This window comes from Clostridium sp. UBA7791, assembly GCF_002480755.1.
Classification (GTDB): Bacteria; Bacillota; Clostridia; order Clostridiales; family Clostridiaceae; genus Clostridium_J; species Clostridium_J sulfidigenes.
Window position 1 is genome coordinate 319,496 of record NZ_DLCT01000003.1, and the last position, 25,794, is coordinate 345,289.

The 25,794-nt window shown below is 30.4% G+C and carries 24 protein-coding genes, 2 riboswitches and 2 other annotated features; of the genes, 16 read left to right on the forward strand and 8 right to left on the reverse strand.

The features are described 5' to 3' along the window. Positions 1-94: 94 nt before the first annotated feature. The 3 genes from B3Z56_RS03065 to B3Z56_RS03075 are packed head-to-tail and all read right to left on the reverse strand — an operon-like array spanning position 95 to position 2,336. A complete protein-coding gene (locus tag B3Z56_RS03065) occupies positions 95-817 on the reverse strand; it encodes an amino acid ABC transporter ATP-binding protein (protein WP_346873895.1) in 723 nt (240 codons plus the stop codon). Next, positions 804-1,484: an amino acid ABC transporter permease gene (locus B3Z56_RS03070; RefSeq protein WP_035133830.1), complete on the reverse strand. Its 681-nt coding sequence runs from the start codon at positions 1,482-1,484 to the stop codon at positions 804-806. The genes B3Z56_RS03065 and B3Z56_RS03070 overlap by 14 nt, the downstream gene beginning before the upstream one ends. Before the next feature lie 27 nt (positions 1,485-1,511). Further along, positions 1,512-2,336: a transporter substrate-binding domain-containing protein gene (locus B3Z56_RS03075; RefSeq protein ID WP_346847555.1), complete on the reverse strand. Its 825-nt coding sequence runs from the start codon at positions 2,334-2,336 to the stop codon at positions 1,512-1,514. A gap of 288 nt (positions 2,337-2,624) precedes the next feature. On the opposite strand from B3Z56_RS03075, the gene B3Z56_RS03080 reads away from it, so the two are divergent. The 7 genes from B3Z56_RS03080 to B3Z56_RS03110 all read left to right on the forward strand — a co-directional run bounded on the left by B3Z56_RS03080 (position 2,625) and on the right by B3Z56_RS03110 (position 12,682). Next, positions 2,625-2,915, forward strand: coding sequence for a YhdT family protein (locus tag B3Z56_RS03080; RefSeq protein ID WP_346878218.1), 291 nt, complete (start codon positions 2,625-2,627; stop codon positions 2,913-2,915). Between the two features lie 15 nt (positions 2,916-2,930). Beyond that, a complete protein-coding gene (gene panF / locus B3Z56_RS03085) occupies positions 2,931-4,424 on the forward strand; it encodes a sodium/pantothenate symporter (protein WP_346878219.1) in 1,494 nt (497 codons plus the stop codon). A gap of 259 nt (positions 4,425-4,683) precedes the next feature. Further along, a complete protein-coding gene (locus B3Z56_RS03090) occupies positions 4,684-5,247 on the forward strand; it encodes a histidine phosphatase family protein (RefSeq protein ID WP_346878220.1) in 564 nt (187 codons plus the stop codon). 16 nt (positions 5,248-5,263) lie between these two features. Beyond that, positions 5,264-6,490, forward strand: coding sequence for an exonuclease SbcCD subunit D (locus tag B3Z56_RS03095; RefSeq protein WP_346878221.1), 1,227 nt, complete (start codon positions 5,264-5,266; stop codon positions 6,488-6,490). Further along, a complete protein-coding gene (locus B3Z56_RS03100; protein ID WP_346878222.1) occupies positions 6,477-9,971 on the forward strand; it encodes an AAA family ATPase in 3,495 nt (1,164 codons plus the stop codon). Before B3Z56_RS03095 ends, B3Z56_RS03100 begins: the two co-directional genes overlap by 14 nt. A 143-nt stretch (positions 9,972-10,114) precedes the next feature. Beyond that, positions 10,115-10,528, forward strand: coding sequence for a hypothetical protein (locus B3Z56_RS03105; protein ID WP_035133824.1), 414 nt, complete (start codon positions 10,115-10,117; stop codon positions 10,526-10,528). Between the two features lie 69 nt (positions 10,529-10,597). Next, positions 10,598-10,852 (forward strand) — a binding site (T-box leader). Between the two features lie 177 nt (positions 10,853-11,029). Continuing rightward, positions 11,030-12,682, forward strand: a complete 1,653-nt coding sequence (locus B3Z56_RS03110; RefSeq protein ID WP_346878395.1) for a glutamine--tRNA ligase/YqeY domain fusion protein — start codon at positions 11,030-11,032, stop codon at positions 12,680-12,682. Between the two features lie 122 nt (positions 12,683-12,804). Here the strand turns inward: B3Z56_RS03110 and B3Z56_RS03115 are convergent, their stop codons facing one another. Continuing rightward, on the reverse strand, positions 12,805-13,995 hold the full coding sequence (locus B3Z56_RS03115) for a coenzyme F420-0:L-glutamate ligase (protein ID WP_346878223.1): 1,191 nt from the start codon (positions 13,993-13,995) through the stop codon (positions 12,805-12,807). Positions 13,996-14,115: 120 nt separating this feature from the next. On the opposite strand from B3Z56_RS03115, the gene B3Z56_RS03120 reads away from it, so the two are divergent. Continuing rightward, a complete protein-coding gene (locus tag B3Z56_RS03120; protein WP_035133820.1) occupies positions 14,116-15,009 on the forward strand; it encodes a LysR family transcriptional regulator in 894 nt (297 codons plus the stop codon). Positions 15,010-15,094: 85 nt separating this feature from the next. On the opposite strand, the gene B3Z56_RS03125 is transcribed toward B3Z56_RS03120, so the two are convergent. Continuing rightward, positions 15,095-15,244 (reverse strand): hypothetical protein, encoded by a 150-nt coding sequence (locus B3Z56_RS03125; RefSeq protein ID WP_167402733.1) that lies wholly within the window; start codon positions 15,242-15,244, stop codon positions 15,095-15,097. A gap of 145 nt (positions 15,245-15,389) precedes the next feature. After that, a riboswitch (TPP riboswitch) is annotated at positions 15,390-15,488 on the forward strand. Positions 15,489-15,703: 215 nt separating this feature from the next. Here B3Z56_RS03125 and thiS point away from each other — a divergent pair. From thiS to B3Z56_RS03155, 6 genes are all read left to right on the forward strand, one after another. Next, a complete protein-coding gene (thiS, locus tag B3Z56_RS03130) occupies positions 15,704-15,898 on the forward strand; it encodes a sulfur carrier protein ThiS (protein ID WP_346878224.1) in 195 nt (64 codons plus the stop codon). A 73-nt stretch (positions 15,899-15,971) separates the two neighbouring features. Further along, the gene (thiF, locus tag B3Z56_RS03135; protein WP_346878396.1) at positions 15,972-16,778 is read left to right on the forward strand and encodes a sulfur carrier protein ThiS adenylyltransferase ThiF; all 807 of its coding nucleotides are present in this window, start codon (positions 15,972-15,974) and stop codon (positions 16,776-16,778) included. A gap of 1 nt (position 16,779) precedes the next feature. Beyond that, positions 16,780-17,550 (forward strand): thiazole synthase, encoded by a 771-nt coding sequence (locus B3Z56_RS03140; protein WP_346878225.1) that lies wholly within the window; start codon positions 16,780-16,782, stop codon positions 17,548-17,550. Between the two features lie 39 nt (positions 17,551-17,589). Then, positions 17,590-18,693: a 2-iminoacetate synthase ThiH gene (thiH, locus tag B3Z56_RS03145; RefSeq protein WP_346878226.1), complete on the forward strand. Its 1,104-nt coding sequence runs from the start codon at positions 17,590-17,592 to the stop codon at positions 18,691-18,693. Then, on the forward strand, positions 18,678-19,268 hold the full coding sequence (locus B3Z56_RS03150; RefSeq protein WP_346878227.1) for a thiamine phosphate synthase: 591 nt from the start codon (positions 18,678-18,680) through the stop codon (positions 19,266-19,268). The genes thiH and B3Z56_RS03150 overlap by 16 nt, the downstream gene beginning before the upstream one ends. Positions 19,269-19,427: 159 nt before the next feature. After that, positions 19,428-20,261 carry a deoxyribonuclease IV gene (locus B3Z56_RS03155; RefSeq protein ID WP_346878228.1) on the forward strand — a complete coding sequence of 278 codons (834 nt, stop codon included), beginning with the start codon at positions 19,428-19,430 and terminating at the stop codon, positions 20,259-20,261. Between the two features lie 3 nt (positions 20,262-20,264). On the opposite strand, the gene B3Z56_RS03160 is transcribed toward B3Z56_RS03155, so the two are convergent. From B3Z56_RS03160 to B3Z56_RS03170, 3 genes are all read right to left on the reverse strand, one after another. Beyond that, positions 20,265-21,047: a 3'-5' exonuclease gene (locus tag B3Z56_RS03160; protein WP_346878229.1), complete on the reverse strand. Its 783-nt coding sequence runs from the start codon at positions 21,045-21,047 to the stop codon at positions 20,265-20,267. A gap of 211 nt (positions 21,048-21,258) precedes the next feature. Beyond that, a complete protein-coding gene (locus B3Z56_RS03165; protein ID WP_035133808.1) occupies positions 21,259-21,468 on the reverse strand; it encodes a cold-shock protein in 210 nt (69 codons plus the stop codon). Between the two features lie 127 nt (positions 21,469-21,595). Further along, positions 21,596-23,110: a bifunctional UDP-sugar hydrolase/5'-nucleotidase gene (locus B3Z56_RS03170; protein WP_346878230.1), complete on the reverse strand. Its 1,515-nt coding sequence runs from the start codon at positions 23,108-23,110 to the stop codon at positions 21,596-21,598. Positions 23,111-23,321: 211 nt separating this feature from the next. Then, positions 23,322-23,521: a binding site (T-box leader), on the forward strand. A 78-nt stretch (positions 23,522-23,599) separates the two neighbouring features. Here B3Z56_RS03170 and serS point away from each other — a divergent pair. Beyond that, positions 23,600-24,874 (forward strand): serine--tRNA ligase, encoded by a 1,275-nt coding sequence (serS, locus tag B3Z56_RS03175; protein WP_346878231.1) that lies wholly within the window; start codon positions 23,600-23,602, stop codon positions 24,872-24,874. A 193-nt stretch (positions 24,875-25,067) separates the two neighbouring features. Continuing rightward, a complete protein-coding gene (locus tag B3Z56_RS03180) occupies positions 25,068-25,298 on the forward strand; it encodes a hypothetical protein (protein ID WP_035133802.1) in 231 nt (76 codons plus the stop codon). Between the two features lie 191 nt (positions 25,299-25,489). Then, a riboswitch (FMN riboswitch) is annotated at positions 25,490-25,605 on the forward strand. Positions 25,606-25,794: the final 189 nt, after the last annotated feature.

Sequence of the window (25,794 nt, forward strand, 5' to 3'; positions counted from 1 at the left end):
AATAAATTAACTGGTTATTTTATTTTTAGATATAGATAAATTATAAATGTAAATATAATAAACTCTTCAAAAAAATTATTGATAAATTTATTTTTTATAAAACCTTAGATAAGAAATCTATAGTTCTAGAGTTTTTAGGATTTCCAAAAAGTTCATCTGGAGTGCCTTCTTCTAGAATTTTTCCTTCATCCATAAATAAAATTCTATCCCCAACTTCTCTTGCAAAGCCCATTTCATGGGTTACTACCACCATGGTCATACCTTCTTTGGCTAGTTCTTTCATAACATTTAAAACTTCACCAACCATTTCAGGATCTAAAGCAGAGGTAGGTTCGTCAAATAGCATTACATCTGGGTTCATGGCTAAAGCTCTGGCTATTGCTATCCTTTGCTTTTGTCCACCAGATAAGGAGCTTGGATAAGCGCTAGCTTTATCTGTTAGACCTACCATTTTTAAAAGAGATAGAGCTTTTTCATTAGCGGATTGAACCTTTTCACCTTTTACCTTAATAGGTGATATAGTTATATTTTCTAATACTGATTTATGAGGAAAGAGATTAAATTGCTGAAATACCATCCCCATTTTTTCTCTTAGTTTATTTATATTAGCCTTTTTATCAGTGATATTATTTCCTTCAAATATAATTTCTCCTGAAGTCGGCTCTTCTAGTAGATTAAGACAACGTAAGAAGGTAGACTTACCAGAACCAGAAGGGCCGATAATTACAACAACTTCTCCTTTAGTTATATGTTCATCAATTCCCTTTAAAACTTCTAGTTCTCCAAAGTTTTTCTTTAAATTTTTAACGTGAATCATTTCCTTTAAGTCTCCTTTCTGCATAAGCCATTAATCTTCCTAGAGTAAATGTCAGGATAAAGTAGCAGATTGCTGCTACAATTAAAGGTTCAAAGTTTCTATAGGTGGCACCTGTAACTAGCTTAGCACCATAAGTAATTTCTGCTACACCTATAGCTGATGCCATAGATGATTCCTTTATTATAGCCACAAACTCATTACCAATAGCAGGTAAAATATTTCTTATGGCTTGTGGTAATATAATATGTTGCATGGCCATTCTTTGATTCATACCTAGACTTCTTGCAGCCTCTAATTGTCCTTTATCTACTGCATCAATTCCACTTCTTATTATTTCTGCCACATAAGCTCCTGAGTTAAGTGAAAGTGCTATTACACAAGCTACTAAAGGAGTAAGCTTAACTCCAAAGGAGGTTGTACCAAAATATACTATAAAAATTTGTAGTAATAAAGGTGTTCCTCTTATGAATTCTATATAAATAGAAGCTATAACCTTAGGAATAGGTACTTTTAATACAGATAACTTTGACCTTTTCATGAAGCAAAGAAGGGTTCCTAGGATTGCTCCAAATAGAACTGATAGCATTGCTACTAATAAAGTCCATTGAATACCTTCTATAAACACTGGATAATATTTTTCTAAAAACTTAAAACTTAAATTAGACATAGCTTCCTCCTTTGTAGCTAGTAAAAATTATTGAGCTGTAACCTCATCTTTACTTAATTTTATAGCTTCTTTATAAAACTCTTGTATTTTACCTTCAGATTCTAATCTTTCTAATGTTTTATTAACTGCTTCTAGTAAAGTAGCTTGTCCCTTTGGAAGAGCTATAGCAGAACCACCACCGGAAGTATCATTAATTTTTTCTTTTGCAACAGCTAATTCTTCATGAACTATAGCTTGTATATCAGCTACTGGAAGTTCAACAATTACTGCATCTAAGTTTCCAGCTATTAAATCTTGAATTAAAGTTGGAACTTGTGCTAATAGCTTAACATCAGCATTTTCAATTCCCTGAGCTAAAGTGGCTTGTGTAGAACCATTTTGAGCTCCTACTTTTTTACCTTTTAAATCATCAATACTTTTAATAGTTTCAGAATTGTTTTTATTTATCAATATTCCTTGTTCTGCTTGGAAATATATATTTGAGAAATCTATAACTTCTTTTCTTTCTTCATTAACTGATAATCCAGACACTCCTAAATCAATGATTCCATTTCTTGTAGCATCACAAATAGTGCTAAATTCCATCTCTTGAATTTCGTATTCTACACCCAAATCTTTAGCAATTTCACTTACTAGAGATATGTCTAGACCAACGGTTTTCTTTTCACCATTTTCCATTATAAAGAATTCATAAGGTGCGTAATCAACACTCATACCTACTTTTAATTTTCCTTCTTTTTTTATTTTTGATAGCAAGTCCACCTCTTCTTTATTACCGCATGCCATTAAAGATAGTGACATGGTACCTACCATAGCTAGTGCAAAAATTTTCTTTAGTATACCTTTTTTCATTGTTGTATCCCCCTTGTATAATAATTTAATACTGTTGCATAATTATACAACTATAACTTATAAATATGCAACAGTTTTTCAATATTTTCTTTAAAAAGATTTATATTTATTAAAAAAACTTATATTTATTTAGGTTAAAATGCTATATTAGGGGAAAATAAATTATGAAAACCATTGTGAACTCAATGATGACGTGATAATATTACTATGTTGTTAAAATGAGGGCTTATTACTAAATGGTACAGCTCTAGAAAACTTATTTATGTTGAAATCAAGAGGAGTAAAATTATGAAATTATCAGAAAAAGCTAAGAATCGACAAATGAATAAAGAAGCTATCATTTCTATTATTTTGTATATACTTTATTTTATTTGGTGGTATGTTACTGGCTTTGGGCTAGGAAGTGGAGATCCATCTACTTATAAATATGTAATGGGACTACCATTGTGGTTTGTATTAAGTAGTTTTGTAGGACCATTAATACTTATTGTAGCAGTAACATTTACTGTAAAGTATTTATTTGTGGATATGGATTTGGAAAGTGATGAAGAACAAAAGAAGAATCATAAGGAAAAATAAAGTGGGGAATGTAGAATGGAAAAAATGTTAATTGTAATACCAATTATTCTTTATTTAGCATTAAACTTATTTGTAGGAGTTTGGATTAGCAAAAACTCAGCAAAAGAAAATGCTAAAAATGGATTTATAAATAATTACTTCATAGGTGGAAGATCTATGGGAGGGTTTGTTCTTGCCATGACATTAATAGCAACTTATACCAGTGCTAGTAGTTTTATTGGTGGACCTGGAATTGCTTATTCTGTAGGATTAAGTTGGGTATTTGTAGCAGTAACTCAAGTTCCAACAGCATTTTTAACACTAGGAATCTTAGGAAAAAAGCTAGCTATAATATCAAGAAAAATTAATGCTGTAACAGTTACAGATTATTTATACAAAAGATATAAATCACCAACAGTAGTTATAATGGCATCTATTGCTTTAGTAGTATTTTTTATTGTAACTATGGTGGCTCAGTTTATTGGAGGAGCTGTACTTTTTCAGTCTATTACAGGATTTTCTTATTTGGTAGGACTAATTCTTTTCGGTACAATAGTAATTATATATACTACCATAGGAGGGTTTAAAGCAGTAGTAGTTACTGACACAATTCAAGGAATTATAATGATAATAGGTACAGGTCTAATTATTTACTCCATTATAAAGGTTGGCGGGGGAATGGATACTATTTCAGCTACTTTAAATGAAGTTAATCCAGTATGGAATACCCCTTTATCTGGAGAACATTTTAGTAAAGGATACATCATGTCCTTTTGGGTATTAGTAGGAGTAGGAACCCTTGGACTTCCTCAAAACACAGTTAGAGCTATGGGATTTAAGAATAGTAAATCCATGCATGATGCCATGATTTATGGAACAGTAGTATTTTTTATTTTAATGTTTGGAATGCTTTTAGCGGGAGTACTTTCTGCAGCAATTCTTCCAAAGGGAATTACAAATTCAGATACTGTTATTCCAACTTTAGTAATTAATATTATGCATCCTGTAGCTGCTGGAATATTTCTTGCAGCACCACTAGCAGCAGTTATGTCAACGGTATCCTCTATGTTAATCTTATCTTCTGCTGCAATTATAAAAGATATATATATGAACTACATTATGAAAAATTATGATGTAAAAGAAGGTAAAGATTTTGAAAAGAAAATATCAAAAATGAGTCTATGGTCCACAGCAATTATAGGACTTATAGTGTTTATTCTTGCAATACAACCTCCATCATTACTTACTTTTATTAATCTGTTTGCTTTTGGTGGATTAGAGGCTGCTTTCTTTTGTCCAGTGGTCTTTGGTTTATATTGGAAAAGGGCTAATGCTATGGGTGCTATAATATCTATGATTTGTGGTGTTGGTTCCTTTATAATATTTTACATCACAAAGTTTGCACCAATGGGAGTTCAACCTATAGTGCCGGCTCTTGTGGTAGCTATAATTACATTCTTAATGGGAAGTTATATTGGGAAAAAACCAGATAGAGATGTAATAGAATTATTCTATGGTATAGAAGAATAAAATGTTTAAATGAGTTTAGAGTTATATCAAAACAAGATTAATGTTAAATTAATATTGAACTTATATTTATTTTAAATGAATGTACAATATTTAATTAAGATTAGAAAATTGTTTTGATATAACTCTTTTTTTAGTTTCCTATCTTCATTAGTATTCAAAAAATACTAGTAAGTTTTTAATTAAAGATGATACTACAAAATAACTTAAGGTATAATAGAATAATATAGAATTAGAGTTTATTTATAGGGGGTAGGGGAAAATGACCAATATATATTTTGTTAGACATTGTGAGCCTGACTTTTCAATTCATGAAGATTTAATTAGACCATTAACGGATAAAGGATTAAAAGATAGTAAAAGGATAGCAGAAGTATTAAAAAGTAAAAAAATACATGGAATTTATTCAAGTCCATATAAACGTGCAATAGATACGGTTAAAGAGCTAGCTGATGCGTTAAATTTAAAGGTAGTAACTAAAGAGGATTTAAGGGAGCGGACTATTACAGATCAATGGATAGATGATTTTAATGAATTTGTAAAATGTCAATGGGAGGATTTTGAGTACAAGCTTTCTAAGGGTGAATGTCTTAGACAGGTGCAAGAGAGAAATATAACAGCATTAAAAGAAATATTAAATGAGAATAAAGGCAAAAATGTAGTAATAGGTACTCATGGCATAGCTTTAAGTACAATATTGAATTATTATAATAAAACTTTTGGTTATGAGGAGTTTAATAGAATAAAAAGTATTATGCCTTGGATTATTGTTATGGAATTTAAGGGTGAGGAATTTATAGGGTTTAAAGAAATAGATATAGATTAATGGAGGAGGAACAAAATTGAGAATACTTCATACTGGAGATTGGCATCTAGGAAAAAATCTAGAGGGTCAGAGTAGGATGGATGAGCAAGAAGAGTTTTTAAAGGACTTTGTAAATATAGTAGAGGAAAATAATATAGATTTGGTTATTATTGCAGGAGATGTCTATGATACAAGTAATCCACCAGCTAGAGCTGAAAAAATGTTTTATGATACTTTAAAGAGAATTTCTAGAAATGGTGAAAGGCTAACCCTTGTAATATCAGGAAATCATGATAATCCAGAGAGATTAGTGGCAGCGGGTCCTTTAGCTATGGACCATGGAATAATTATGGTGGGAACTCCAAAAACTGTAGTTCAACCAGGGAGCTATGGAAAACACAGACTTATTGAATCTGGAGAAGGGTTTATTGAAATTGAAGTTAATGGAGAAAGAGCAGTTATATTAACAGTACCCTATCCCAGTGAAAAAAGATTAAATGAAATATTGTATAGTGGCATGGAAAGTGAAGAAGAAAAGTTAATGTCTTACAGTGATAGAATACATGAATTATTTCACACTTTAGAAGGTCATTATAGAGAAGACACTATAAATTTAGTAGTATCACACCTATTTGCCATGGGAAGTGAAGAAAGTGGTTCAGAGAGAAGCATACAACTAGGAGGAAGCTACATAGTAAATGGCAGTTGTTTTCCAGAGTCAGCTCAATATATAGCTCTTGGTCATGTGCATAAGCCTCAAATAGTCCCTGGAACTAATAAAAGAGCACGATACTCAGGTTCACCTCTTCATTATAATAAAAAGGAAATTAGCTTTAAAAATAAATGTTTTATAGTAGATGTGAAGGCTGGAGAAGATAGCGTTATAGAAGAGGTGGAAATAAAGGTTTATAAGCCCATTGAGGTGTGGAAATGTAATGGAGTAGAGGAAGCTATCTTAAAGTGTGAGGAAAATAAGGATAGAAATTGTTGGGTTTATCTTGAAATTTCTACAGATAGATATATAAATGAAGATGAAATAAAGAAAATGAAGATATTAAAAAGAGATATCCTAGAAATTATGCCTAAGATTATAGGGGTGGAGGAAGAGGATGAAAATGCTAGGAGTCTTTCTGAAAAATCCTTTGAAGAGATATTTAAGGATTTTTATAAAAGAGAAAGAGGAGTAGATGCAGAGGATGAAGTGGTTGATTTACTTATGTCTATAATTTCGGAAGAAGGAGGCCAAGATAATGAAACCAATTAGTCTTAAAATTAAGGGATTAAATAGCTTTAATGAAGAGCAATTTATAGATTTTGAAAAGCTTACGGAGCAAGGCTTTTTTGGTATATTTGGACCTACTGGCAGTGGAAAATCTACAGTATTAGATGGAATAACTTTAGCTTTATATGGAGAGGTTTCAAGAAAAAGTTCAAACTTTATAAATACTAATTGTGATAGCCTAGCTTTAAGTTATACCTTTCAAATTTCAGGAGCAAAGCCTAAGAGATATGTTGTAGATAGAGAATTTAAAAGGGATAAGAAAACGGGCAATCCTATATCAGGAAAATGTAAGATAATAGATATGACTTTTGAGGAGCCCATAATTTTAGCAGATAAGGTGAAGGAAGTTACTGCAGCTTGTAGAGAGATTATAGGATTAAGTTTAGAGGATTTTACTAGAACTGTAGTGTTACCTCAAGGGAAATTTAGTGAGTTTTTAAGGTTAGAGGGTAGAATGAGAAGAGATATGCTTGAGAGATTATTTAATTTACAAAAGTATGGAGATAATCTTTCAAGTAAGTTAAAGGCTGAAGTAATCAAGGAAGAAAGTAAATACAAGGAGCTATCTGGTGAGCTTAAGGGTTATGAAAATATAAATGAGTATACATTAAAAGAAAAAGAGGATGAACTAAAAGCTTCAACAGATATACTAAAAAAAGGTAATGAGGAACTTAAGAAGTTAGCAGAAGATTTTAAGGAAAAAGAAGAAGTTTGGAAGTTAAGCTTAGATATTAAAGACTATGAGGAAAAGAAAAAAACTCTAATGGGAAAAGCTGAAGAAATAGAAGAGTATAAGGAAAAACTAAAAATTGGTGAAGGTGCAGCTAGGGTTTTACCTTATATAGAAAGCTATGAAAATACTCTAAGTGATTTAAAAGCCTCGAAGGAAAAGGAAAATGCCTTAAATCTCCAATATGAAAAATTAAAAGTAGAAAAAGATGAACTAGAAAGTAAGTGGAATTTTTGGAGAAAGAAAAAGGATAAGGAATTACCTGACTTAAAAGTAAAAGAAGAAAAGGTTAAGGATGCTTTAATAGAAAAGAAAAATTTAGGTGCTTTAAAAGTTAATATTAGTGAGTTAAGAGAAAGTGTTAAAAGCTTAAATGAGCAGGGACAGAAAGCTCAGGGAGAAATAGATATTCTAGATAAAAGAATTCTTAAAGGTGGAAATGTTATAAAAGAAACTGAGATGAAGTTTGAAGCCCTTAAGATAGATAGTGACTTAAAGGAAAAGGTTCAAAGGGGTATTAGACTTAATGAAAGATTTTTAGACTTAAAAGCTTTAGTAGATAAAGATAGATTAACCTTAACAAAACTTAAAAAGTTTATGGAAGAAGAACACGTAAAAGAGGATTTATGCAGAGAAGAACTTAGTAAAAAGGAAGCATTGATTAAAGAAAAGGAAGAGAAGTTAGAGAAACTAATTAATACTTGTCCAGGAGAATCTACTGATCTTTTGAATCTTCAAAGAAGGATATCTGAGGAAACAGAAAAGACTAAAAAATATAGCCTTGCAACTGAAGTTATTATAAGCTCAGAAGAAATTATTAAAAGTTTAAGGGAAGCAGTAAATAAATATGAGAAAAATAAGTCTAGTATAGATGAGGCCATTAAAGGTTTAAAAGCAGAAATACTAGAGCTGCAGGTTGAGACTTTAGCAAGTGAGCTTAGAGAAAATTTAAATAAGGGTGAACCTTGTCCTGTTTGTGGTTCTTTAGAGCATCATGTTGAGAATATAAGGCATATAGAAAACCTAGACTTAACTGGAAAAAATGAAAAACTGCATAACTTTGAAAATCAACTTAAGGAAATAGAAATGAATATTACTAGGGACAACACTAAAATCTTAAATTTAGAAGAAAACATTAAGGCTAAAGAACTAGAAATAAAAGCTTTAGGGGATGATTTTAAAGTTGGGAATCTAGCAATATTAGAAGATAAATTTAAAGCACTAGATAAAGAACTGTCACAGTATAATAAAGATAAAGAAGTTTTAGAGACTGTTATAAAAATCTTAAAAGAAGAAAAACTATCCTTAGAAGGGAAAAGAAATACTATTAAATCAGTAGTAGAAGAAAAGGAAAAGCAATATAAGGATGTAGAGCTAGAATTTAATAAAAATACTCTATCGTGTAGTGCTTTAGAAAATGATATAAGTAGCATAAAAAGTTCTATAAATGTAGAAAATTTTCAAGAAAAAAATGAAGAAATATTAAGGATAGAAAAAGAAAGAGAAGAGTTAGAAAAGAACATAAGAAAGTATAGAAAGGGATTAGATGATCTAATAGATAGCAAGGAATCCCTACAAATAAGCATAAATTCTCTTAGAGAAAACTTAGCTAAAGAGAAATCTACCCTTATAGAAAAAGAAAAAAGTGCAGAGGAGAAGGAGCTTAAAATAAAAGCTAAGGTAGGAGAACTCGATAATCTCAAGGACTTATTAATGCAGCTGCAGGAAGAAATAGAGACTATAGAAGATTCCTTTAATGGTTATGATAAGAAAAAGGAATCCATGGAAAAAGACTTTAAAAGCTGTAATGAAGCTTTAATAGAAATCATAAGTAAGGTTAGACAGTTAGATAAACGAGAGGCAGAAGAAAGAACTTACTTGAAGGATTGCTTAAGGAAGGAAAGTTTTGAAGATATAGAGCAGGTTAAAGATAATGTGATTTCTAAGGTGAAAATGGAGAGATTAAAGACATTTATTGAAGAGTATAATAACAGCATATCCAAGATTAATGGGGCTATTGAAAGTTTACTTATAAAGATAAATGGAAGAGAAGTAAGTGAAGAAGCTTGGCAGCAGGTTCAAGAAGAAAAAGCTATAAAAGAAGAGGAAATAAAAGCTTTTACGGAAGTAAATATAAGATGTTCAGAAGAAGTTAATTATATAAAGAAAAAACTATTGGAGTTAAAGGAATTGTTAGATAAAAAAGAAAAATTAGATCATAAATTAGCTCTTCTTGATGATTTAGAAAAGCTATTTAAGGGTAAAAAGTTTGTTGAATTTGTAGCTGCTACTAGACTAAAATATGTATCCATGGAAGCCTCTAAAAGACTTAAGGAAATTACTAGTGGAACTTATGGTTTAGAAGTAGATGAACAGGGCAAATTTATAATAAGAGACTATAAAAATGGAGGAGCCTCAAGGGATGCATCCACACTTTCAGGAGGAGAGACATTCCTAACATCCTTAGCTTTAGCCTTAGCACTATCCTCAGAAATTCAACTTAAGGGAACAGCACCCTTAGAGCTATTTTTCTTAGATGAAGGCTTTGGAACACTAGATGATGACTTACTAGAAGTAGTTATGAGCTCCTTAGAGAGAATTCATAATGATAAACTTAAGGTAGGAATAATAAGTCACGTAGAATCTATAAAAAATAGGGTACCAGTAAAATTAGTAATTACTCCAGCGGAATCAGGTAGAGGTGGAAGTAAAGTTAAGATTGAAAGAAGTTAATTGCAACAATGATTTTTAATGTTATAATAGATTATTGGCATTAAGAGAAATGTAAATGAGGATGTAACTTAAGATAAGAAGTTTTATTGGTTAAATACAAACTCTATGTATGGCAAAATAAATATGTAAAGTGAGAAAAAGATATGAGATATGAAAGATTAGAAAAGCAAATAAATAGACTAGACAATGATATTGATTCTATGGGAGTAGCAAAGAAGTATTTATCAAATATTGATGAAATTAATGAGGTAATTAAAGAATTAAATGAAAAAAGAATAGGCCTTGCTAATGAGCTGTATTTTGAAGATCATTCATCCTATGCACAATGCTGTATAGAGATAAGCAATGTAATTGATAGACCTCTTGGTCAAGAAGCACAAGCTGAATTACTTGAGACTATAAAAGAAATCTTTGGAAGAAAGTCTCCAAATGTAAGCAAAAAAAGTTATGGACTTAATGCTTGGCTTAAAGAACTGGATATAGAATATAAGTGGATTGAAAAAGAAAATGAAGATTGGGCTACATTAATAATAAGTGGATTTGGATTACACGAATAAAATAAAAAAATATTCTTAATTTTATATTGACGAAATAAATATATTTGTATATTATAGATAATAATATCAATAATAGCTATGATGAGAAAAGTAGATATTTAATTTCTTTTACAGAGAGCTCCAGGTGCTGAAAAGGAGTAAAGATGTATTTATCGAAACAAGGCTCTGAGCTTCATACGGATTCTTTAAAGATGATGCTATGACGTAGGTCTACGTTACAGGACTAGAGTATAAGTATTTTTAATACCGTACTTGATAAGATTGATATGGTGACATATCTATGAATTTAGGTGGCAACGCGAAGATATAACTCTCGCCCTAAGGACTATAACAGTCCTAGGGTGGGAGTTTTTTTACGAGCAAAGCGAAAAGTTGCTTTAGCAACGTCACTCCAAATTTTATATTTGGTTAAGTGAAAAACTATAAAATCTTAAAATTAAAATTTATATATAAATTGGAGGTGAATTTAGTAAAGCTTGAAAAAAGCTTTACTAAGTGGATATGTGTAATGAAAATGATTCTTTAAACTTTGTAGATAGACTAGTGAAGGAAGATATTAATGAGGGGAAATGTGATGAAATTCATACTCGGTTTCCTCCTGAACCTAATGGATATCTCCATATAGGAAGTGCTTATGCAATAAATATAAGCTATGGAATTGCTAAAAAGTATAACGGAAAATTCAACTTAAGATTTGATGACACTAACCCAGGTAAAGAAGACCATGAGTATGTAGATGCTATTATTGAAGATATGAAGTGGATGGGGTTTGACTATGAGGATAGACTTTTTTATGGTTCAGATTACAGTGAAAAAATATATAACTATGCTTTATATTTAATAAGAAAGGGAAAGGCTTATGTATGTAATTTAACTCCCGATGAAGTAAGAGAGTATAGGGGAACTTTAACAACACCAGGTAAAAATAGTCCGTATAGAGATAGAACTATTGAAGAAAACTTAGAGTTATTTGATAAAATGAAGGCTGGTAAATATAAAGAGGGAGAAGCTGTGTTAAGAGCAAAAATAGATATGGCAAGTCCCAATATGAATATGAGAGACCCAGTTATTTATAGAATATCATATACGCAACACTATAAAACTGGTACTCAATGGTGCATATATCCTATGTATGACTATGCTCATCCAATTCAAGACTATATTGAAGGGGTTTCTCATTCCTTATGTTCTAATGAATTCAAAGATCATAGACCTCTTTATGAATGGGTTTTAAATGAGTTAGATTTAGAAAATCCAAAGCCAAGACAAATTGAATTTGGAAGAATGAATTTAAGTGGAGTAGTTACAAGTAAGAGATATTTAAAGATGTTAGTAGCTAGTGGAGAAGTTGATGGATGGGATGATCCAAGACTTTCAACTTTAAAGGGAATGAGAAGAAGAGGATATACACGAGAGGCAATTTTAAACTTTTTAAGAGAAATTGGAGTTGCTAAGGCTGATACTTTGGTAGATGTTGCTATGCTAGAGAATTCATTAAGACAAGATTTGAAATTAAAGGTACCTTCTGTTATGGCAGTTCTTGATCCAATAAAAGTTATAGTAACAAATTTGTCAGAAGAACATTTAGAGTATTTAACCATTGAAAATAATGGTGAAAATGAAGAGTTAGGCAAGAGAGAGATGCCTTTTACTAAAGAATTGTATATTGAAAGAGAGGATTTTAGTGAAAATCCACCTAAGAAATATAATAGATTAGTATTAGATGGAGAAGTTAGACTTAAGGGAGCATATTTTATAAAGTGTAATGAGGTAATAAAGAATGAATCTGGTGAAATAGTAGAGCTTAGATGTAGCTATGATCCAGAGACTAAGAGTGGTAGCGGTTTTACTGGAAGAAAAGTTAAGGGTACAATTCACTGGGTAAGTGCAAAGTATGGAGTACCTTGTGAAGTTAGATTGTTTGAGAATTTATTTAATGATGCTCCATCTGGAGATGATTTATTTGAATATATAAATAAAAATTCCTTAGAAGTAAAGAAAAATGCAATTATTGAACCAGCAGCGCTTAGACTAAACGAAGAAGGTAGATTTCAATTTATAAGACATGGATACTTTATAAGAGATACTAGATTATCTAAAGAAAAGCTAGTATTTAATAGAACTGTATCTTTGAAGAGCTCTTATAAAAAGTAAGTCAGTGTATATAAGAAAAATCCATTAGAAATAAAGTATAGAAAATAGCCCAAGGGATAAAGAAAATCCTTTGGGCTATTTTTATATAAGTAGGATAAGAAATTACATTAGTTTTTCCTGTATTATTTTGTGTAATTATCGAAATAACCTTGGATGAAGATTATAGGAGTTCCCTTATCTCCACTTCCAGAAGTTAAGTCAGATAATGAACCTATAAGATCAGTAAGTCTTCTTGGAGTAGTACCTTGTGATTCCATAGCACCTACTAAATCAGATTCTTTATTTTTAATATATTCAGAGATAGCAGACTTAAGTTCTTCACCTTTTAAATCAGCAAAGTTATTATCAGCAAGATATTTTAACTTAACTTCATTTGGTGTTCCTTCAAGTCCTGGAGTATATGCAGGTGATACAACTGGGTCTGCAAGTTCCCAAATCTTACCTACTGGGTCTTTGAATGCTCCATCTCCATAAATCATAACTTCAACAGTTTTTCCAGTTTTCTCTTTAATCATAGCTTGTATGTTATCAACTACTGGTTGGCAGTTACGAGGGAAAAGTTTAACTGTTTCCTCTGTAGATTTGTTTGAGCCTAAAAGTCCATAAGCTTCATTGAATCCACTACCATCAATTGATGAAGATAAAATATCATCAAGACTATAAATCTTTTCTCCACCATTTGCCTTAAGTATTTTCTTAGTTCTGAATCTAGTGTGAATGTCACAAGTAAGTACACTCTTTGTATAATCTAATATAGTTTTTGGATTATTTGAGAATATAACTTCACACTCTATTCCATAGCTTTCAACTAGAGATTTGTAATATTCAATATAATCAACACCGGTAAATGGATGTTTATTAAATCCAAAGTGTTCACGGAATTGCTTTTCAGTTAGAACATCTGTCCAAGGATTAACTCCTTTTTCATCTAGGATATCTAAGTCTACTAAATGGTTACCAACTTCATCAGAAGGATAGCTAAGCATTAAAACAATTTTCTTAGCACCCTTTGCAATACCACGAAGGCATATAGCAAAACGGTTACGGCTTAATATTGGGAATATTACTCCTACAGTATCTTCACCAAACTTTGAGCTTACATCTTTAGCAATATTGTCTATAGAAGCATAGTTTCCTTGTGCACGAGCAACTACAGATTCAGTTACAGTAACTACATCTTTATCATTAATTGAGAAACCTTCAACTTTAGCAGCAGTTAGCACGCTATCTACAACGATTTCTTCAATGTTATCTCCTTTGTTTATGATTGGGCAACGAAGTCCTCTAACAACAGTTCCAACGACTCTTTCCAATTATAACATCTCCTTTATGTAAAATTACATTAATTTTTAAAACCTACACTTGTAATATACACCATTTTAGTGGTATAAGTAAAATAAATAGATTAAATAGTAGATATAAGGAGTGCTTATATGATAAGTAAATTAGATTTATATAAGGTGTTTTGTATGGTTGGAAAGCATGAAAGTTTTTCAAGAGCTGCTAAAGAGTTATACATGACTCAACCCGCAGTAAGTCAATCTATTATGCAATTAGAAAGAGAACTAGATATAAGGCTTTTCACAAGAACTTCTAAAGGGGTTATACTTACAAATGAGGGGCGAATTTTATTTGAATATGCTAGCTCTGCCATGAATTTGATACATGTTGGAGAAGATAAACTTTTAAAAATTAAAAATATGATGATAGGAGATTTAAAAATAGGTGTAGGAGATACCATATCAAGATATTTTTTATTACCCTATTTAGAACAATTTCACAAGGAATATCCCAATATTAAGTTTAAAATAATAAATGCCACAACCTTAGAGCTTTGTGCTAGTGTAAAGTCAGGGGAAATAGATATTGCAATTTGTAATTTTCCTATTGAAGATTCCGCACTGGAACTTAGAGAATGTATGGATATTCATGATATATTTGTCTGTGGAAATAAGTACAAGAACCGTTGCTCTAGACCCATTAGCCTAGAAGAAATAACAAAATTACCATTAATATTATTAGAATCTAAATCTATATCAAGGCAATACATAGAAAAATATATGTTATCTAAAGGAATTAAAATTACTGCTGAAATCGAATTAGGATCTTATGATTTATTATTAGAATTCGCAAGGGCAAACTTAGGAATAGCCTGTGTTATTAAAGAATTTTCAAAAGAATATTTAGAAAAGGGAACAGTATATAAAGTGAAATTAAAAGAAGAAATACCTAAAAGAAGTATAGGGCTATGTTTTTTAAAGAGTGTGTCCCTTTCTCCCGCAACTACAAAATTTATTGAAATACTAGAGCATAAAACAGACATATAGGACAAAAACATATACAAAAATAGAATATACCCTGAAAGCTTAACACACAAAATAGAGGATTACTTAACAGGGTATTTTGTATTAACTAAAAATGACTACTTACTTCTTCTCTTTCAATTCTTTTTACATCTTTTAATCTTAAATGAGTTACGTCCATAATTTTATCATAGGATTCTCCATCTATAAGCATTTGTTTAGCTTTTTCACGTAGCTCAGGGTTATCTTCTAATTTCATAAATTTAACCTCCTTCAACATTTCGTTCAACCTTATTTTGTGATTATTATAAAAAACTATTCATATATATAGGAGCGCAATTAGGTATTTATTGAATGGTATAGTTGAATTTGTAAATCCGCAATGTTATAATAAATATAATTTAATAGATAGCTAGGGGTGCCAATTTGGCTGAGAAGGAAAGTCCTAACTCTAAGAACCTGATATGGTTAGTACCATCGGAGGGAAGCAAATAATAAGTCTTATTTTTATATAAAATAAAAGTCTTGCTTATGCAAAATTAGTATTTTTATAAAAGCTTAAGTAAAGATATAATTTTAATTATTAATATCTAAACTTAAATAAGAAGATATTGTTATATGAGTTATTGAGATTTTCAACACCTAGCATTTGTTAGGTGTTTTTTATTTGTAAAAGTAAGTTAGTTAATGTACATAGGTATTGAAAGAAGGTGAAAATATGAAGGTTAATGGAAAAAGTGTAGATATGAATGGAATAACTACTATAAGCAGTTTGCTAAGTAAGTTAGATGTTAATGAAGAAAAGGTAGTATTGGAATTAAATAAAGAAATAGTACCAAGAGAAAATTATTGGGAAATATATTTAAAAGAGGAGGATATTATAGAAGTTATATCTTTTGTAGGGGGAGGCTAAAGAGAAATTATAAATATATTTCAAAAGACTTTTACAGAAAGATGTAGAGTGGTGGATTTGTTTGAATGAGAAAATTAAAATTAAAGTTAATGAAAACATAGAAGAAGTTAATAAGGGTGAAACATGTCTTGGTTTAAAGGATAGGCTTAATCCTAGTTGTGATGTTGTGATACTAAATGGATTTCCTTTAGTTAAAGATAAGATATTAAAGGAAGGTGACAACATTGTTTTTATAAAGAGAGGACAAGTTCCAAGTAAAAGTGAACTTAGAGGTGTTATGATGGCAAGGCATACACCAGGGGTACATGAAAAAGTATCAAAGGCAAGAGTAGCCATTGCAGGTGTAGGAGGCCTTGGGTCCAATATTGCTATATCCTTAGCACGGTTAGGAGTGGGATTTATAAAAATAATAGATTTTGATGTGGTAGAACCATCAAATTTAAATAGACAGCAATACTTAATAAGAGATATAGGAGAATATAAGGTTATTGCTTTAAAAAAACAACTCTTAGACATAAATCCATTTATAGAGATAAATGAAAAAATTGAGAAAATAGAAAAGGGGAATATAAAAGAATTATTTGAAGATGTAGATATTGTGTTAGAAGCTTTTGATAGTGCAAATTATAAAGCAATGTTGTGTAATGAGATATTAACTAAAGTTAAGGAATCAGTCCTTATAGCATCATCAGGTATGGCAGGTTTTTATTCTTCTAATGATATACAAACTAAAAAGATAAACGATAGGTTTTATATTTGTGGAGATGGAGTAAATGAAGCTAAAGAAGGATCTGGACTCATGGCACCAAGGGTAGCAATATGTGCAAATCATATGGCAAATATGGCACTTAGAATTATGTTGAAAGAAGGGGAAAGTTAAAATGGAAGATATGTTAAAAATAGGTGGAGTAGAATTAAAAAATAGATTATTTGTAGGTACAGGTAAGTATCCGTCTAATAAACTTATAAAGGAAGTCTTGAGTGAAAGTAATTCACAGGTTATTACCTTGGCCTTAAGAAGGATAGATTTAGATAATAAGGAAGAAGATATTTTATCTAATATACCTAAGGATGTTATTTTATTGCCCAATACATCAGGGGCAACTAATGCAGAAGAGGCAGTTAGGATTGCAAGAATTGCCAAAGCTATGGGATGTGGTAACTGGATAAAAATTGAGGTTATATCGGATTCAAAGTATCTGCTTCCGGATAATGAAGAAACTATAAAAGCTACAGAAATATTATCTAAAGAAGGATTTACAGTACTCCCATATATGTGTCCAGATTTATATGCAGGGAGAAGATTAATAGAAGCGGGAGCATCGGCGGTTATGCCTTTAGGAGCACCTATAGGAAGTAATAGAGGTATAAGAACTAAGGAACTTATTGAAATAATGATAGATGAACTAGATATTCCAATTATAGTTGATGCTGGAATAGGAAAGCCATCACAAGCAATGGAAGCTATGGAAATGGGAGCAGCGGCATGTCTTGTTAATACAGCTATAGCTTCTTCAAAAAATCCAGCTAATATGGCAAAAGCCTTTAGTATGGCGGTAGAAGGTGGACGACTTGCTTATTTATCAAAATTTGGGACTGTTTCTAAAAGTGGAAATGCATCCTCACCACTCACAGGATTTTTAGGAGAGTAAAAAACTTTACACTAACGGAAAATTTGAGGAGATGAAAAAATGAGTTTTTATAGTACCATAGAAAAATTTAAGGATTTTGACCTTGATAGATATTGGAGTAGGGTAAAAGTAGAAGATGTAGAGAGAAGTATTAATGAAAAAAATCCAAATTATGAGGACTTGCTTAATTTATTATCACCAGTAGCAGAAAAAGTATTAGAAGATATGGCAGTAAAGGCAAGGGAATTATCGTTAAGACACTTTGGAAGAACTATTTTATTATATACTCCAATTTATATTTCAAATTATTGTGTTAATAAATGCTCTTATTGTGGATATAATCTTGAAAATTCTATAAGTAGAAAAAAGCTAACTTTGGAGGAAATAAAATCAGAATCAGAAGCAGTTGCTAAACAAGGATTTAAGCACATTATTCTATTAACAGGAGAAAGTCAAATTCATTCCCCAACTAGGTATATAGTAGATGCTATAAAAGTAATGAAAGAATACTTTCCATCTATAACCTTAGAGGTACAGCCTTTAAGTGAAGAGGATTATAAAAAAACTGTAGAAGTGGGAGCAGAAGGTCTTACTGTATACCAAGAAACCTATGATGAAGAAATTTATGATAGAGTTCATTTATCAGGACCTAAAAAGAATTATAAATTTAGATTAGATACTCCAGAAAGAGGAGCAAGAGCTGGAATGAGAAGTATAAGTATAGGAGCTCTTCTTGGACTAGGTGATTTTAGAAGAGATGCCTTTTTCACAGCTCTTCATGGAGAGTATATTAGAAAGAAATATCCACATGTAGAAGTGACTTATTCACCTCCAAGAATCAGACCTTGTGAGGGAGGATTAAAGGAGTTAAATCCAGTGGAAGATAAAAAAATGGTACAAGTTATGTTAGCTTATAAAATCTTTGCACAGCAAAGTGGAATAAATGTTTCTACACGAGAAGATCATGAAATGAGAAAAAACCTTATACCTTTAGGAATCACCAAGATGAGTGCAGGTGTGTCTACAGAGGTTGGAGGTCATGCATTAAAAACTAAAGGTACATCACAATTTTCCATAAATGATGAAGGTTCAGTAGAAGAAATAAAAGAAATGATAATAGAAGTAGGGTTTCAACCAATATTTAAGGATTGGGAAAGAATTTGATTTACCTAATAACAAATAGGCATTTAGTTAGTGAAGAAAAATATTTTAAAACCCTGCAAGAAGCTTCACTGGCTGGTGTGGATAGAATAATATTAAGAGAAAAAGATTTAGATGATGAAGAATTAGAAAGGCTTTATTATAAAATAAAGGAGCTAGTAATTGGAAGTACTGAGATAATAATAAATTCTAATATGAAAATTTATAAAAAAGTAAAGGAAAGAACTGTTCATCTATCTTTTAAAGATTTTATGAATTTAGATAATAAAAAGAAATTTAATGTAGGAGTTTCTGTACATTCTTTAGAAGAAGGTATAAGGGCAGATAAAAAGGGGTGTAGCTATATACTAGCATCTCATATATTTTCTACCAAGTGTAAAGAAGGATTAAAACCTAAGGGCGTTGAATTTATTCAAGAATTAAAGAAAGTAGTTACTTGTCCTATCATAGCTTTAGGTGGAATTTCAACAGAAAGTGCTTCCAAGGTTATAGAAGCAGGAGCTGATGGAGTAGCATTAATGTCTACATTTTTTTATTGTGAAGACGTATATGATCTAGTTAGAACCTTAAAATACTAATAGTTATTTCTAAATAATAAAAATTATCCATTGCAAATATATCTTCTATTATAGTATCATTGTATTAAAGTTAGATTATTGAAATTTAAATTACAAGGGATATAGAAATAGAATACAAAATTAGAAGTTTTGCAATAATAGAAGATGGAGGTAATGAAAATGTTAAATATAGGATGTCACTTATCTACAACCAAGGGTTTTGAAAATATGGGAAAGGAAGCACTTTCAATAGGAGCTAATACCTTTCAATTTTTTACTAGAAATCCTAGGGGTGGAAAGGCAAAGGCCATAGATGAAAAAGATGTTGCTGCTCTTTTAAGAATAATGGAAGAAAATAAATTTACTACGATACTGGCTCATGCACCTTACACATTGAATGCTTGTTCAGCAGATGAAAACACTAGAAAATTTGCATTAGAAATGATGACAGATGATTTATTAAGAATGGAGTACTTACCTAATAATTTATATAATTTTCACCCAGGTAGTCATGTTAAACAAGGTGTAGAAGTTGGGATTAATTATATTGTAGATATGCTTAATGTTGTTATTAAGCCGCAGCAGACTACTACTGTGTTATTAGAAACCATGGCAGGTAAGGGGACAGAAGTAGGGAGAAATTTTGAAGAAATAGCTGAAATTATTAATAGAGTAGAGCTAAAGGAGCATATGGGAGTGTGTCTTGATACCTGTCATGTATATGATGCTGGATATGATATAGTTAATAATTTAGATGGAGTATTAGAAGAGTTTGATAGAATAATTGGATTAGAAAAATTAAAGGCAATTCATTTAAATGATAGCAAAAATCCTTTTGAAAGTCATAAGGACAGACATGAAAAAATTGGTGAAGGTTCTTTAGGAATTGAAGCCATTACTAATATTATTAATCATCCTAAATTATGCAACTTACCATTTTTCCTTGAAACCCCAAATGACCTTGAGGGGTATGGCAAAGAAATAGAAATATTAAGAAGAAAGGCTCTTAGCTAGCAGCTAAGAGTCCTCTTTCCTTATAACTACAAATTGTTTTGTTCTACCCATGTTATAAGCAAGGCTTATCATAGACCTTTCTTCTTTAGTTAGACTTCTCTTGTACATTTTTTTAAATTGATCAAATACTCCATTCATATCAACTTTTTCTTTAACAGAAGAGGTGCTTCTAGAAGGCTTAGTATATAATAAAGGCTTTATATTTTTATTGAAAATCTTCTTTAATACTTCTGCTGTATAATAAGCATCATTACTAGCGTCATGAAAATCACCATGAAGGGGTATATCCAAAAGCTCAATTGCATTTTTAAGCCCAATTTTTATACCCTTTTTACTATTAAAATATTTTGATGCATGGCTTTGCACGTCGATATATTTAAGTGGAAGAGAGCTAGTAGATATATTATGAAATTTTATATTTCGTAAAAGTTCTTTTATATCTACTATACCCCATACACAGAGAACTGCTTCTTCTTCACCAATAAATTTAGTAAATTTATCGTAAATATTAGGAAAGGTTTCTGAAGAATTTATATCATTATTACTTATTTTAGTAAGGTTTTCCACATAAGGATGTAGAGTTGTGTGAATAGTTGGCTTAATTAAAAAATTAAATGTGGATATCTTTTCGAAATTTTCATTCAATTTTATAGCTCCTATCTGGATAATTTCAAAGGGAAGACTTAAATTATTGCTCTTTTCTACACATTGATTTTTTTCTAAACAATGTTCTTTTTTATCTTCATATTTTTGATTAAATTCTAAGTCAAATATTATATAGTTCATTATATCACCACTTTTAACATATAAAATCAATTATCTTAGTATTGGTTATGTATTGATTAATTATTAAAAAACATAGAGTAACCAATACCGTACAACTATCTATAATAACAGAATTTGTAGCAATTATATAGCTTTTATTATCTAAAAAGCATAAAAATAGGCTACCTTAAGATTAAATAATTTAACCCTAAGATAGCCTTTTAAATTCAAGTTATAGCTTTTGAACATTCACAGCCATGGGCCCTTTAGCTCCATCAGTAATATCAAAAGTTACACTTTCGCCTTCATGTAAATCTTTATTAGTTCCTTTTTCTTTTATTTGAGAATGATGTACAAATACATCATTGCCCTCATTACAAGAAATAAATCCATAACCCTTTCCTTCATCATACCATTTAACAATACCAGTTATACTAGACAATATTTATTCCTCCTCAAATATTAAATTAACTTATAGTGTAGTATTTGAAAAATTTATGATTTTTAAACATAATAATAATTAATCTTAATAAAAAGAGATGAATAAATTTATTGTTAAGAAATGTAAGCTATTTAATAACAGTTAGATATTGATTTTTATCCACTACAACTTTCTTATGAGCTCTAAAATAATCAATGATAATGTCGGGCATTTCATTTAAGACTTCACCTACTACTCTACAATTTTTATAGAAATCATAACCACCTGCACCTGTTGCTCTATAGTTGTTCATGGCAAGGGTAAGGGTATCATTATCAACAATGTCTTTACCCTTAAATTTCATTGAAACAACACGATTTCCTACTTCTTTGTTTATATCAAAGATATAACTCATATTTGAGAAATAGTCATAGTTATAATGTTCTACCTTAGGTTTTAAGAAGCGGGTAGATACTTGTAATTCACCATCAATATTATCAAAGTAACTAGCGCATTTTTCAAGGGCAAGCTTTAAAGTTTTCCCATCTATTTCAATGATAGTTAGGGTATTAGGAAACATATATGTAGAAGTTATATCTCTTACTGTTACATTTTTATTAAAACCTTTTATTGAATTAGCAAAGGATGTAACTGAAATATCAGCACCACTTGCATCCAACTGTACTTGATTTATGAAATTAGCTAAATAAGAGCCATTCGTAGCCATGTTTATGTGAGTACTAGGTTGAAGTTCTATATCTAAAAATCCTACAGGTGTATCCAACCACTTTTGAACTTGTTTTTCTAAATTTAAGAATTTATAATACATAGCATTATTAGGATTAAGCTCTACTTTTTTTAATGAAGAACTTATATTTTTACTTAAATCATCATGAAACTCTAAGTTTAGTTCTAAAAATTTTGTTCCGTTGGGAGGGGTTTGAGCTATGTAGGTATTATGTAGATATTGTCCTGGAATTTCCATGTGTTGATGTCCAGTTAAAAGAATATGAAAATCAAATTCTTGACACAATTTATATGCTATGTTTTCATTAGTGTTGCTTAGTTTTTCATGGGATTCTAAATCATTTTCAAATCCACCATGATAAACTCCTATTACTAAATCACATTGTTTTTTAAGTTCTACATAATATTTTTTTACTGACTTAAAGGTATCTGTGATAATGAAATTTTTTATATGTAAAGGCCTTTCCCATCTGTTTATAAAATCAGTGGTAAATCCCATTATGCCTACTTTTAACCCATTTTCCATGGTTTTAATATCATAAGGCAAAATACATATTTCCTTTGTTATATTATTTACATTAGTGCATAGGCATTTTCCATTTAAATTGCTAAGATATTTCTTCAAATAGTCATAGCCATAATTGAAATCATGATTTCCAAGAGTTACATAATCGTATTGACCTTCATTCATTACAGTTGCAAGTGGATGTATATCAAATTCATTATTACTTAGATAATTAGTTAAAGGAGAACCTTGAATTGTATCTCCACCATCTATGATTAGGGTATTTCCATCTTTTTCAAACTGATTAATTATATTTAATATACCCATATTCTTTTCAGTATCATCTCTATAATTTGTAGGATATATGTATCCGTGAATATCAGATGTAAAGTATATTTTTAATTTTTTCATTTTGTCACCTCATTATATTAAAAAACTGTATTTTATAAATTTTCATCAATATTACTATAACATATATATTATTTATATATAAAATCATCTTCGTAGATAAAATATCTAGTAAAAGTAAAATTTAAAGGTAATTTTATTAAGTTATATTATATAGAAATATTTACATTGAAAGAATAAGGTGCTAGAATAATGTTTAATATATATTAAATATCATATAGCAATGATGAAGCTACGACTATTTAAATATTTTAGAGAGCTGATGATAGGTGAAAATCAGTATATTATATAGTCTTTCCACTTCGGAGCTACTGATGAAGAATCAGAGGGGAGTGCTCCTTAAAGCACAGTAAAGAGGTCGCTAATGTGACAACTGGAGTGGTACCACGGGATATAATAGCTCTCGTCTCTATATTTATAGAGGCGGGAGTTTTTAATTTACAGCAAAATAAAAAGATTTAATATTAAAAAATTCATTTAGGAGGAATAAAAATGATAGATATTTATTTAATTAGAAAAAATCCTGAGAAGGTTAAAGCTGCACTTTTAAAGAGAATGGATAGTGTAGATTTTTCAGAGCTTTTACAGTGGGATGAAGAAAGAAGAAAAATATTAATACAGGTAGAAGAGCTTAAAAGCAACAAAAATAAGGTTTCTAAAGAGATTCCTATTCTTAAGAAAAGGGGAGAAAATGTAGATGATTTATATGAAGAAATGAAAGTAGTTAGCAAAGAGATAAAGGAATATGATGAGAAACTTCAAGAGATGGAAGAAAAGATAAATACATTTATGGAAAGCCTTCCGAATATACCCGATGAGGATGTAGTAGCAGGTGGAAAAGAAAATAACAAGGTAGTTAGAGAATTTGGAGAAAAGCCTAATTTCGATTTCCAAATTAAAGATCATGTAGAACTTGCTAAAGTTCATGAGCTTATTGATTATGAAAGAGGAGTTAAGCTTGGAGGTAATGGATTTTGGATATATAAAGGTGTAGGAGCTATGTTAGAATGGGCTTTACTTAATTATTTTATAGAAGAGCATATAAAAGACGGATATGAATTTATCCTGCCTCCACATATATTAAACTATCAATGTGGTCTTTCAGCAGGTCAGTTTCCTAAATTTGTTGATGAAGTATTTACAGTAGGGGACAAAAAAGATAAAGAAAGTATGCAATTTATGCTTCCTACAGCAGAGACTGCTTTAATAAATCTTTATAGAGGAGAAATTTTAAAAGAAGAAGAATTACCTAAGAAATTGTTTGCTTATACTCCTTGTTATCGTGTTGAAGCTGGAAGCTATAGAAAATCTGAAAGAGGTATGATAAGAGGACATCAGTTTAATAAAATAGAAATGTTCCAATATACAAAACCTGAGGATTCAGATGAAGCTTTAGAAGAATTAATTAAAAAAGCTGAAGCTCTGGTAAAAGGCTTAGGACTACATTATAGACTAGTAAAGCTGGCAGCTAAAGATTGTAGTGCATCTATGGCGAAGACCTATGATATAGAAGTATGGATACCGAGTATGAATGAATATAAAGAGATAAGTTCAGCTTCTAATGCAAGAGATTATCAGGCAAGAAGGGGTATGATAAGATTTAGAAGAGAAGATGGTAATAAGGTAGAATATCTAAATACCTTAAATGCATCAGGGTTAGCTACAAGCAGATTATTACCTGCAATACTAGAACAATATCAACAGGAGGACGGAAGTGTTATAGTACCAGAAGTATTGAGAAAGTGGATAGGTAAAGAAAAAATATAGAAATATTTACAATATATATAATAAGTAAAATATGATTATTAAATTTTTAAGTATATAGAGCCTTATAAAGCTAAGGTTGTAATTATTAAAAGTGCTAAAACTATAATTAAAGAAATATAAGATAAGAACTTTTAAGCAACTATTGAATATTATGTAATTATAATGAATTATTTCGAGGGTGGAGGAAAGTTTAATGAATCCTTATGAGCTAATAACTAAGATTAAGGGAAAAATGAAGGACCCTAATTTTGCAGCTAGATTTAATAATGCAGCCAATGTAGTAAATAATATACCAGGACTACAACAAGAGATAATTAGGATAGCCCAGATCAATGATCCAAAGGCTCAAGATGCAGCAATAGAAAAATTACCTAGAGAAGCTAAGCAAGCTGTTCAAGAAATATTAAGTTTATTGAATATGTAGTAGTTTAAATTAAATAAGAAAATATTTAATGAATTAAACCAGGGATATTACAATATCTCTGGTTTATTTTCTGAGAAATATTATTGGATAAATAACACTAAATATCGCATATAAAATTTTAATTAAAAAGATTTGTAAGAATATATTGAAATTATTTATGTAAGATGATATTATGAGTTTGACAAGTTAATAACAATTTTCGGGGCAGGGTGAAATTCCCTACCGGCGGTATAGCCCGCGAGCCATTTTGGCATGACTTGGTGAGATTCCAAGGCCGACAGTAAAGTCTGGATGTGAGAAAATTATTTGTAAGTATAGTAATTACTATAGTTATTTTATCCGATGACTACCAGCTCTAATATTCCCATCTTCTCTAAAGTGGGAGTTAAGAGTTATTACGTCCCTGGATAACGGTTTATAAAGCTTCAGAGAAGCTAAGAACTCTGTTTATATAACTATAATTGTTAGTTTATGTGCTCTGAAATATATATATATA

Bases quoted from the DNA above. Each gene is read 5' to 3' on its own strand.
- B3Z56_RS03065 (WP_346873895.1), bottom strand. From the start codon at position 817: ATGATTCACGTTAAAAATTTAAAGAAAAACTTTGGAGAACTAGAAGTT.
- B3Z56_RS03070 (WP_035133830.1), bottom strand. From the start codon at position 1,484: ATGTCTAATTTAAGTTTTAAGTTTTTAGAAAAATATTATCCAGTGTTT.
- B3Z56_RS03075 (WP_346847555.1), bottom strand. From the start codon at position 2,336: ATGAAAAAAGGTATACTAAAGAAAATTTTTGCACTAGCTATGGTAGGT.
- B3Z56_RS03080 (WP_346878218.1), top strand. From the start codon at position 2,625: ATGAAATTATCAGAAAAAGCTAAGAATCGACAAATGAATAAAGAAGCT.
- panF (WP_346878219.1), top strand. From the start codon at position 2,931: ATGGAAAAAATGTTAATTGTAATACCAATTATTCTTTATTTAGCATTA.
- B3Z56_RS03090 (WP_346878220.1), top strand. From the start codon at position 4,684: ATGACCAATATATATTTTGTTAGACATTGTGAGCCTGACTTTTCAATT.
- B3Z56_RS03100 (WP_346878222.1), top strand. From the start codon at position 6,477: ATGAAACCAATTAGTCTTAAAATTAAGGGATTAAATAGCTTTAATGAA.
- B3Z56_RS03105 (WP_035133824.1), top strand. From the start codon at position 10,115: ATGAGATATGAAAGATTAGAAAAGCAAATAAATAGACTAGACAATGAT.
- B3Z56_RS03110 (WP_346878395.1), top strand. From the start codon at position 11,030: ATGTGTAATGAAAATGATTCTTTAAACTTTGTAGATAGACTAGTGAAG.
- B3Z56_RS03120 (WP_035133820.1), top strand. From the start codon at position 14,116: ATGATAAGTAAATTAGATTTATATAAGGTGTTTTGTATGGTTGGAAAG.
- B3Z56_RS03125 (WP_167402733.1), bottom strand. From the start codon at position 15,244: ATGAAATTAGAAGATAACCCTGAGCTACGTGAAAAAGCTAAACAAATG.
- thiS (WP_346878224.1), top strand. From the start codon at position 15,704: ATGAAGGTTAATGGAAAAAGTGTAGATATGAATGGAATAACTACTATA.
- B3Z56_RS03140 (WP_346878225.1), top strand. From the start codon at position 16,780: ATGGAAGATATGTTAAAAATAGGTGGAGTAGAATTAAAAAATAGATTA.
- thiH (WP_346878226.1), top strand. From the start codon at position 17,590: ATGAGTTTTTATAGTACCATAGAAAAATTTAAGGATTTTGACCTTGAT.
- B3Z56_RS03155 (WP_346878228.1), top strand. From the start codon at position 19,428: ATGTTAAATATAGGATGTCACTTATCTACAACCAAGGGTTTTGAAAAT.
- B3Z56_RS03160 (WP_346878229.1), bottom strand. From the start codon at position 21,047: ATGAACTATATAATATTTGACTTAGAATTTAATCAAAAATATGAAGAT.
- B3Z56_RS03170 (WP_346878230.1), bottom strand. From the start codon at position 23,110: ATGAAAAAATTAAAAATATACTTTACATCTGATATTCACGGATACATA.
- serS (WP_346878231.1), top strand. From the start codon at position 23,600: ATGATAGATATTTATTTAATTAGAAAAAATCCTGAGAAGGTTAAAGCT.
- B3Z56_RS03180 (WP_035133802.1), top strand. From the start codon at position 25,068: ATGAATCCTTATGAGCTAATAACTAAGATTAAGGGAAAAATGAAGGAC.